This window comes from Paenibacillus sp. VTT E-133291 (genome assembly GCF_002264395.1).
GTDB classification, from domain to species: domain Bacteria; phylum Bacillota; class Bacilli; order Paenibacillales; family Paenibacillaceae; genus Paenibacillus_AQ; species Paenibacillus_AQ nitricinens.
This window is the reverse complement of the sequence record NZ_NFVA01000145.1, coordinates 1-9,833: the sequence shown is the minus strand read 5'-3', so window position 1 is coordinate 9,833 and position 9,833 is coordinate 1. Positions and strand designations below refer to the sequence as shown.

At 42.2% G+C, this 9,833-nt stretch carries 7 protein-coding genes; 5 read left to right on the top strand and 2 right to left on the bottom strand.

The features are described from left to right. Positions 1 to 214: 214 nt before the first annotated feature. On the bottom strand, positions 215 to 763 hold the full coding sequence (locus tag CA598_RS30150) for a hypothetical protein (RefSeq protein WP_256990713.1): 549 nt from the start codon (positions 761 to 763) through the stop codon (positions 215 to 217). A gap of 678 nt (positions 764 to 1,441) precedes the next feature. On the opposite strand from CA598_RS30150, the gene CA598_RS30145 reads away from it, so the two are divergent. From CA598_RS30145 to CA598_RS30135, 3 genes are all read left to right on the top strand, one after another. Next, positions 1,442 to 2,389 carry a radical SAM protein gene (locus CA598_RS30145; protein ID WP_094878873.1) on the top strand — a complete coding sequence of 316 codons (948 nt, stop codon included), beginning with the start codon at positions 1,442 to 1,444 and terminating at the stop codon, positions 2,387 to 2,389. Between the two features lie 175 nt (positions 2,390 to 2,564). Further along, positions 2,565 to 3,590 carry a bile acid:sodium symporter family protein gene (locus CA598_RS30140; protein ID WP_094878872.1) on the top strand — a complete coding sequence of 342 codons (1,026 nt, stop codon included), beginning with the start codon at positions 2,565 to 2,567 and terminating at the stop codon, positions 3,588 to 3,590. A gap of 215 nt (positions 3,591 to 3,805) precedes the next feature. Continuing rightward, positions 3,806 to 5,839, top strand: coding sequence for a methyl-accepting chemotaxis protein (locus CA598_RS30135; RefSeq protein WP_094878871.1), 2,034 nt, complete (start codon positions 3,806 to 3,808; stop codon positions 5,837 to 5,839). A gap of 149 nt (positions 5,840 to 5,988) precedes the next feature. Here CA598_RS30135 and CA598_RS30130 read toward each other — a convergent pair whose 3' ends face one another. Continuing rightward, positions 5,989 to 7,269 (bottom strand): histidine--tRNA ligase, encoded by a 1,281-nt coding sequence (locus tag CA598_RS30130; protein ID WP_306440495.1) that lies wholly within the window; start codon positions 7,267 to 7,269, stop codon positions 5,989 to 5,991. Positions 7,270 to 7,619: 350 nt separating this feature from the next. Between CA598_RS30130 and CA598_RS30125 the strand changes: the two genes are divergently transcribed. Next, positions 7,620 to 8,273: an HD domain-containing protein gene (locus tag CA598_RS30125; RefSeq protein ID WP_094878869.1), complete on the top strand. Its 654-nt coding sequence runs from the start codon at positions 7,620 to 7,622 to the stop codon at positions 8,271 to 8,273. Between the two features lie 85 nt (positions 8,274 to 8,358). Beyond that, positions 8,359 to 9,804 (top strand): DEAD/DEAH box helicase, encoded by a 1,446-nt coding sequence (locus tag CA598_RS30120; protein WP_094878868.1) that lies wholly within the window; start codon positions 8,359 to 8,361, stop codon positions 9,802 to 9,804. Positions 9,805 to 9,833 lie beyond the last annotated feature (29 nt).

Below are 9,833 nucleotides of genomic sequence, written 5' to 3'. Positions count from 1 at the left end.
TATTATAGGGAGAAATTCCGCATAACTGGGTAATTGTGAAGAAATCATCCTGAAAATAGGGAATTTTTTCCTATAAATCTCCCTTGCCATCTTCCATCACAATTTCATTGACTGGGTGCAGGAGGTAGGGGAGTTTGGGATATGAAATCTAAAATGGATCGGAATTTATAAATTTTACGGCATAAATGATCTTTCTCTTACGAAGGGGATATGCCTATTCATACGTACCATTCTCGATGGACTCGATAGTAGTGAATATCCGCGAGTAGGCATCTTTAATGTTGGGTTCATTTATTTTGTCGTTGTAAAGCCCATATTCCCAAGATCTATATTTTTCACCATTATGAAAATATCCTGTGGCATACATATTATTATTAAAGTCTTTTAAAGAAGAGTGCTCATATGATACGTCTTCAAGAACAAATGGCATAAATGACTTGGTAGACTGTATAAAGAAAAAAGGAATCCCTGCATGAGTATATACTTTAACATACTTATTGTCGTCCGCTTCTTGCAGATGCTCCTTCATAATAACTACGGCATCATAATCAGATGCAAGTTCATCGTAATCTTCTAACTCCTCAAAAGAAATACTTGTGAAGTGCACATGTTCTTCTCTTATTTTAGGGACCTCGCCAACAACACCTATAAATAAGCTTTTCCCTGAGTACAGCGGTGTATCAACAGTATCAGCATTAGATGTACAGCCTGTAGCAAATATGAATATTAGGATAATGAGTGCGTTTAGGATGATTTTCCTCATCTTTTGGCTCCTTTCAAGAGTTCTGCATGAGTTGTGTTTACTTACAATAAAGTATTATACTGGAAATTAATGGTTCAGACCAGTAAATGAGTCATGGACTTCGAAAGAAGCCTGATTCAGAGGAGGGTGATGTTGTGGTTGTTTTTGTCCTCATTATATTTGGAGTAGCCTTGTTTTTACCCCGTAAGATTAGGAAGTCTGGTTTAATTATCCTACTGGATTGATTATCAAGTATCCCGAAAAACAGAACAGCTCAATCACTAAATCCTTATCATTTACAAGTTAGATTTAAAAACGAAGAAGGTTGGATTTATGTTTATTCAGTCGTAAATGAGAAGAAAATTCACCAGAGTGTGTGGATACCATCAGGTGGCAACTCTTTCGAAGAAGGAAAGCATTACGAAAAATGAGATCAGCTAAGTAGTGACGAAGGGAAGTTTGGAACTGTAGAAGCGATAGCGACCGCCCGAAAGCTTTCCGTAGGAAAGCTCACTTCGTAAGCATGGGCTGTCTGCGGAAGTCTAAACATTCCGGAGTTACGACTGAAGCTGCTGACCTGGATTTCTCAAACACACTTCGACTGTTATAAACCTCACATTAACCTAATCCATAAACCTTTATAATCTCTAAGATTGAGCCCTTGAATCAAATCATTATTTTTCAGGAGGACTTTAGAGTATGAGATATAAAGCATTGGAATTAGACAAACCGCTTACTTATGAGCTGGAAGGCTTAGAAATAGGAGTTACCTCGAACTGTAATTTCCGCTGCGATTATTGTTGTGCGTATAATAGAAATGATGGACAAAGCATCAATTCTAAAGAGGTTATCCGAATTCTTGAAGAGCTTCCTGATCTGAAAAGAGTACGCTTGTCAGGTGGCGAGGTCACATTAAAGTTCGATGACTGTGTGGAGATTGTAAACTACTGCTCATCCAGAGGGATTCAGACACAGCTGAATTCGAACGGCAGTCTTTTAAATGCTGAAAGGATTGATCAATTGGTCGCGGCAGGATTAACGACGATACATATTTCCTTCAATTTTACTACTGCGGACGCCTTCTCTCGTTATTATAATATTCATCCAAGCATCTATGAGAAAATTAGAGAGAACATTACTATGTTCGCGGCATCTAGTGTAGATACGGTGCTGGAGACGCTGTTGTTCAGCGAAACTCAGGATAACATGAAGGAAATCAGCGATCATGTCTACGCGATGGGTGTTAGAACACATGAGATTCAGAACAGTATTATCATGGATCATACAGGCTGGAAGTCTATAGCTGCCCGCGAACAATTAAAGAATGCTGTGAGTGAACTGATCGCTATGAAGAAAGAGGATACGATCTTGTATTTCACTTGCATGGACCGTTTTATGGATATGCTTGGGTTCGAGGAGCAACAGGGCGTTTATTTTCCACATTGCATAGAGGGCAAGAAACAGCTTCATCTACATGGAAATGGGGACATCCTGATCTCTGAATTATGTCATCCCGTTATTATTGGCAACATTTATCAGGGAACCTCACTGAAGGACTTATACAGTAACATGCCAGCGCCTTTGGCTCAGTTTCTGGATAAACTGCCATGTCCAGCACTGGATGCATTGTTTCCGCAAGGGGTTTAAATCGTTAAGCATTTCTATAAAATTACTACTTGGAGCCAATTTAAAGAATTGGTTCCTTTTTTGTGTAGTAGATTAATGGAAAGTCCTGTATGATTTCTGTAAGCTTATAGAGACTGCTACAACATAAATTTGCGGATAAGGAATGTATGACATCCATACATAAGGTGTGCGAAACATGCTTACGAATATAAAAAATGGACTCATCAAATCCAATGTTGTACTCGAAAAAATCATGCCATTATTAACCCCTACTGCCATCGTCGTTGGCGTGCTTAATGAAAGCAGACTGCTACCATTCACAGGTCTCGTCCCTTGGATATTCGCTTTTATGACATTGATCGGAAGCTTGAAATCCAATCTCAAAGATCTGCTGGGCGTACTGCTGAAACCACAGAAGCTGATCGTGTTGATGATTATTCTTCATATCGTGATGCCGCTCATTGGCTGGCTCGTTGCAAGTGCTTTTTTTCCGGGAGATCCTTACACAGTGACTGGATTTGTACTGTTGTTTGCGATCCCAACGGGTGTCGTTAGCGTGGTGTGGGTATCCATATACGGCGGGAATATTGCATTAACTTTGGCAATTATTCTGATCGATACGCTCTTGTCACCGATTGTCGTTCCGGGTACCTTGTATTTGCTCATGGGAGCAAGTGTGGAGATTCAACTTGGGGAAATGATGAAAGGGCTCCTATGGATGGTTGTCATTCCTTCAGTGGTCGGGATGCTTCTGAATCAATGGACAAAAGGTAAGGTGAATACGGTATGTGGACCTCCGCTTTCCCCATTCGTAAAGGTTGGGTTGTTCATGGTCGTTTCTATTAATGGTGCCAGCATTGCTCGTTATCTGAAACACCCGGATAGTAAATTGGCAATTATTATTGGCGTAACCTTCTTAACCGTGGTTCTTGGATATGTAATCGGAGCATTAGTATCACGCCGTTTCCGTTTTAGCTATGAAGATTCTGTGGCTGTGCAATTTAATTCCGGCATGCGTAATTTAAGCGCGGGAGCTGTGCTCGCAGTAAAATATTTCCCTCCGGCTGTTGCACTCCCCGTGATATCAGGAATGTTATTCCAGCAAATTCTCGCTGCAATGTCTGGTCTTTTTTTACGTAGTAGAACTAAACGCCCCTTAATAGATGGTGCAATCACGCAAGTTACCCCGGCGTCCCAGTCAGATCCGCCTACTTCACTTTAGAGAAAAAAGAGGTCTTAATAACTAGTATGAAGAAGGTTACCGAACTAGTAGAACTAGTTTTTTCTGCATTTATATGCAAAAATTCGACATTTTTTGATATTTTCCGTATTTTCACTTCGCCAATATTCACTAATTTATCAACATATCCGATAGTAGTTGTATTATTTACAATTGCATTGTTCTCTAATGAACAGTAGTCGGAAGGATGAGGAAAAATGAAGATTCGTCTTAAACTATCACTTATGATGATAGGTGTGACCCTATTATGTATTGCTGTAATGGGGGTTTTTACATATTTAAGGTCAACTCAGGCAATTGTTAGCCTTACTGAGAATTCTATGAAGCAGGTCAATACGAATAAAGCTCAGACCATATCGTCTATGATTTCGAAGGAGCAGAGAAGTATTGAGCTTATTGCCGGAAGGTCGGAAATTGTCGAATTATTACTCCAAGCAGGGAATGGTGGAATCGCCAAGGGGAGTGAGCTACAGAATGAGGTAAATATCAGCCTTCAGGGAATTGTGAAGGATGCTGGGAACCTGGAACATGCTTTTGTCAGTGATATGAAAGGCATCGCTGTGGCTGATAGTGACATTAAGCTTATTGGTACGGATTTTAGTGAAAGAAATTATACGAAAAAAGTTATGGAGACCGCGGAGCCGGTCATTAGCGAAACGCTAAAATCAAAATCTACTGGGGCTTATGTGGTGGCTTTTGTGCATCCGGTTAAGAGTAACGGGAAGATGATAGGATATGTTGCTTCAGCGGTTTCTGCAGATAGTATGATTAAGTATTTAGCAGATGCAAAAGTAGTAAATACAACGACTTCGTATGCTTATCTTCTCGATGAGAATGGGAATACACTGTACCATCCGGATAAGAAGCAAGTAGGACAGCCTGTTGCCAATGATCAGATCATGGCTGTGGTGAAGCGTGTGAAATCTGGTGAAAAAGTAGAAGATAGCCTGCTTAGCTATACATATAATGATGTGGATAAAAAATCAGCCTACACTGTTATGCCTGAGACCCACTGGTTGCTTGGGCTAACCGCAAATTTAGATGAAATTGTAAAACCAGTGAACGAGATGAGAAGCTTTAATCTGTTGCTGGGTGCAGGAAGTTTGATTATTGCATTGTTGATTGCTTTATATTTTGCCCAAAAAATCTCTTCACCGATTACTAAACTGACAGATTTGATAAATAGAACGGCAGAGCTGAATTTGACGTATGACTCCCAGTACGAGTATCTGACGAAAAACAAAGATGAAACAGGTACGATAGCCATTGCGATGCTCCGAACACGGGTTATTCTTCGTGATATGGCGAGTAGTCTAATCACGATCTCGACCAAGGTGCTTGATAATGCGGAGACTCTTGAAAAGCTGTCTATAGATGTGCGGGAGAATGCTCATGACAATTCGGCAACAACACAGCAGCTTTCGGCAGGGATGGAAGAGACAGCAGCTTCAACACAAGAGATGACGGCAGCGATTACTGAAATTGATGTTAATGTATCCGAGATCTCCATTAATGTAAAGGAAGGCGCGGAAGTTTCCAAACAGATCAGTGAGCGGGCGATGGAGTTACAAGATGAGGCGTTAGAGTCTACGGATAATGCGAAGCGAGTGTATGAATCTGTTCGTATCGATATGGAAAAAGCAATTGAACAGTCGAATGCGATCTCGGAGATTAATGTACTGGCGGATACGATTCTATCGATTACTAGTCAGACTAATCTGCTTGCTTTGAATGCAGCGATTGAAGCGGCTAGAGCAGGTGAGGCGGGTAGAGGTTTTGCTGTTGTAGCTGGTGAAATCCGCAAGTTGGCTGAGAAATCGTCAGAGACTGCGGCTGGGATTCAAGGGGTCGTTTCAGGTGTATATGCTTCTGTTGAACTAATGAAGGAAAATTCAGAGGCGTTACTTGCTTTTATTGACCAGAATGTTCTTGGAGATTATGAGCGGCTAACGGAGGTAAGTCAGCAATATAACAGAGATGCTACTACAGTGAATTTGCTGATGAATCAATTCGAGACCGCGGCCGATCATCTAAGTATGGCGGTATCTAGTATTTCTATAGCGGTCAATGAAGTGGCTGCTACAGTAAATGAGGGGGCTATTGGGATTCAGGATATTGCGGTGAAGACGGCTGATATCGTTGAGAAGACATTCCATGAAGTTACGGTGGCTGACGAGAATACCCAAAGTGCCAAGGAGCTACAGGCGCTGGTAGATCGGTTTAAGATCTAAGAAGGATTAAGGGAATCTTTATCCGTCATTCATAAAATATTAAGCTTGCAAGGTTATAGTACATATATAACCTCCCTTAAATATAAACTTTACCCCGCCGGCCGTCGGCGGGGTCTTTTTTTATGAGATCTTTTTAAGTGAATACTAGCTTAGCCAGTGATGAGGTAAATAGCTTCATCCAGCGGAACGATAACCTCTGTTTGTTCCGCCATATCCTTTAAACGCACCTTATCATCACTTGCTTCGCTTTCGCCGATCAGTATTACGTAACGGATGTTTTTGGATGAGGCTGTGGCGAGTTGCTTTTTTAATTTTCTTTTACCAGATACGAGAGTGGTTCTTATAGAACAAGCACGCAGCTCAGCCGCTGCAATCAAAGCTTGTGGTAGTGTCTCACCAATGGGAATGACCATAACATTAGCTGCACTATTTTCTTGGGTAGGTCGTTCTGCCAGGAGCGCCATGATTGACTCCATACCAAAAGACAACCCAACCGTAGGATATTCAATATCCTCTCTGCCCACTAGCTGTCCGATAATCGCGTCATATCTGCCTCCACCACCCAAGCTTGAGGGAAAGGAACCCGATGCATCAAAGATCTCGTAAACTGTTCCTGTGTAGAATGAAAGACCTCGTGATAAGAAAGGATCGAAGCGGCAAGTATTCTGTAGTCCAATGTCTTGGATTAGATTTTGAAGGACGAGAACCTCTGACGCACCCGGTTGCGTTGTAAGATTGTATTTATTGCATAACTGCTCAAAGCTTGGACAGTTCATTTCGATAAGCGCTAGAATCGCTGCGATGGTTGCAGGTTCTAGCCCCTTGCCAATTAACTCGTTCTCCACTCCATTAATATTGATTTTCTCCAGTTTATCAAGGGTAAGCATAACGGAAAGTTGCTCTTCTGCAGGTACGCCGATGGATGCTAGAATCTCACCGAGAAAACGTCGATTGTTCCATTTTAGGATGATAGGAATGTCCAGCTTGCGGAAAGCTTCGGTAGCCAGTTGCATTAGCTCAGCTTCAGCCTCAGGGCCGGAAATGCCGACCACATCGACATCACATTGTAGGAATTCACGCAGACGCCCACGTTTTACGGGTCCATCTCGGAACACTTTTCCGATCTCATACCTTTTAAAGGGGAACTCTATCCCTGGATTTAATGCGATCACTTTAGCAAAAGGAATCGTCAGATCATAGCGTAACCCTAGCTTGCGGTTGCCTTGATCCGAGAGTTGGTACATTTCCTTGAGAATTTCATCTCCACCTGCATATTTCGAGGTTAATAATTCCAGTTCGTTTAATAATGTGGTGTCCATAGATTCAAAATCATAGAGTTCGAACAAATCCTGCAGCGTTTTTTGAATGTTCTTTCTGAGCGCTTGCTCTTTACCGAAGTAGTCATAAGTTCCTTTAATGTTTTGCATCATTAGTAGCTCCTTTGAATTGGCATAGTTTAGAAAATAAAAAACGCGCAGGACCTCTTGGTCCTGCGCGTATCTATGCCGCAGGGAGGCCAACGCGAGTAGCGTTAGCCTCCCTGAAAAAATTCAGGAATGCTAACGCTGTTTGTGATAATAATGAAGTTGATTCAGCATGATTGTATTTGTATTCACCAGAACCAATTCCCTTCGAAAATTTGATACTGCCGATTATAGCGGATCATTCCGAGTCATGCAAGTAAGAATTTATATTAGGTTCGATTTCTAGTGGGCGAATGGATAAGTTATCAGCTATAATAAGGCTTCGATATTCCTTACGGAAAGGGAGTTTTTCTACGATGGATAAATCTTTAATTATAGCTCGGACCGAAGATTTTGTTAAAGAACAACTGGGACAAGATACTACGGGTCATGACTGGTGGCATTCCGACAGAGTGCGCAACACCGCCGCTGAAATTGCCAAGATCGAGAGCGCAGATGTATTTGTCTGCACGATGGCCGCCTTGCTGCATGATGTTGCTGACGAGAAGCTTAATCCGTCTAAAGAAGAAGGTTTGCATAAAGTACGTACTTGGCTTTCTTCATATCTTACAAATGAGGAACAAATTAATCATATTATGATGATTATTGAGACGATGTCCTTTAGCGGTGGCGGGGGAGAACCGATGCAGACGCTTGAAGGCCAAGTCGTCCAAGATGCCGATCGACTTGATGCACTTGGGGCCATTGGGATTGCCAGAACCTTTATTTTCTCAGGGGCGAAAGGTCGTCCGGCTTATGATCCGGAAGTGTCTCCAAGAGATAAATCGCTTCAAAAGGAGTACAGGGATTACAGCAAAGGAACAGCTATCAATCATTTTTATGAAAAGTTATTAAAATTAAAATTCCTGATGAATACAACCTATGGACGCAAGTTAGCAGAAGAACGGCATGATTTTATGCTTAATTATCTGGACCAGTTCTATAAGGAATGGAATCAAGGGAGCCAATAGCTGTTATAATGATAAGTATGCACAAGATGAAGGATCGCGGAGTTTCCGCTTTAACCAGAACAATCGGCATAGAAGAGGTTGAACGATGAGTGAATTGCAATTTAGAGATTATGAGTTAAACGAAGACATTATTAAAGCGCTGGATGTTCTGAAATATGAGACGCCAACAGAAGTTCAAAGCAAAGTGATCCCTGTAGCTCTTCAGCAAAAGGATCTGATCGTTAAATCGCAAACGGGTAGCGGAAAGACGGCAGCTTACGGAATCCCGGTCTGTGATTTGGTGGATTGGGTGGAGAATAAGCCGCAGGCTTTGATTCTAACGCCTACTCGGGAGCTTGCCATGCAAGTGAAAGAGGATATCACCAACATTGGACGATTTAAACGGGTTAAGGCTGTGGCTCTTTTCGGTAAGCAGCCCTTTGCTCCACAAAAAATTGAGCTTACTCAAAAAACACATGTTGTCGTAGGTACGCCTGGACGTGTGTTCGACCATATTGAAAGAGGTACGCTTCCGCTAAATCGGATCAAGTATTTGATCATCGATGAAGCAGACGAAATGCTGAGCATGGGGTTCATTGAGCAGATCGAAAAGATCATTAAGCAGCTGCCAAAAGAACGAGTGACTTGTGTTTTCTCCGCTACATTACCGGAAGTGATTAAGAATTTGTGCCGGAAATATATGAGCGATCCGGTGGAAATTGAGATACAAGCAAGTGGAATTACAACCGCTACCATTGAACATGCGTTGATTGAAGTGAGACAAGCTGCCAAGTTCTCGCTACTGAGCGATATTATTACGGTGGAGAATCCGGACAGCTGTATTATCTTTTGCCGCACACAAGAACAGGTGAATACGGTATTTAGAGGGCTGGCTGATCTGGAATATCCCTGTGATAAGATCCACGGGGGAATGGAGCAGGACGAGCGCTTTGAGGTCATGAACGCTTTTAAAAGAGGGCAGTTCCGTTATCTAATCGCTACAGATGTGGCGGCTAGAGGGATTGATATCGAGAACATCACCCACGTGATTAATTACGATATTCCGCTGGAAAAAGAAAGCTATGTACATCGTACAGGCAGAACCGCTCGTGCAGGTAAGACGGGTAAAGCGATCACTTTTGTCACTCCAAATGAGCAAAAGTGGGTGAAGGATATTGAAGGCTATATAGGCTTCAGCATCCCAACTATGAAAGCACCTTCAGATGATGCCGTTGCTTACGCGAAGGAAGCGTTTGAGCAGAAGATTAACAAGCAGCCTGTCCGCAAGAAGGACAAAAGCGAAAGCTTGAACAAAGAGATCATGAAGCTGTACTTCAACGGCGGCAAGAAAAAGAAGCTAAGAGCCGTGGACTTTGTAGGAACTATCGCGAAGCTTGAGGGGATGTCCGCCGAAGATATCGGCATTATCTCGATTCAGGACAATGTGACATATGTGGATATTTTGAACGGTAAGGGTGCTATGGTACTGCAAGCGATGAGAGAGACGACCGTAAAGGGCAAGCAGCTTAAAGTGCATATTGCGAAGAAATAAACGGTAGAAATCCCGTTCATGAAGCTGAT

What these genes read in the sequence shown, in the direction of transcription:
- CA598_RS30150 (WP_256990713.1), bottom strand. Translation starts at nt 763, where the DNA reads ATGAGGAAAATCATCCTAAACGCACTCATTATCCTAATATTCATATTT.
- CA598_RS30145 (WP_094878873.1), top strand. Translation starts at nt 1,442, where the DNA reads ATGAGATATAAAGCATTGGAATTAGACAAACCGCTTACTTATGAGCTG.
- CA598_RS30140 (WP_094878872.1), top strand. Translation starts at nt 2,565, where the DNA reads ATGCTTACGAATATAAAAAATGGACTCATCAAATCCAATGTTGTACTC.
- CA598_RS30135 (WP_094878871.1), top strand. Translation starts at nt 3,806, where the DNA reads ATGAAGATTCGTCTTAAACTATCACTTATGATGATAGGTGTGACCCTA.
- CA598_RS30130 (WP_306440495.1), bottom strand. Translation starts at nt 7,269, where the DNA reads ATGATGCAAAACATTAAAGGAACTTATGACTACTTCGGTAAAGAGCAA.
- CA598_RS30125 (WP_094878869.1), top strand. Translation starts at nt 7,620, where the DNA reads ATGGATAAATCTTTAATTATAGCTCGGACCGAAGATTTTGTTAAAGAA.
- CA598_RS30120 (WP_094878868.1), top strand. Translation starts at nt 8,359, where the DNA reads ATGAGTGAATTGCAATTTAGAGATTATGAGTTAAACGAAGACATTATT.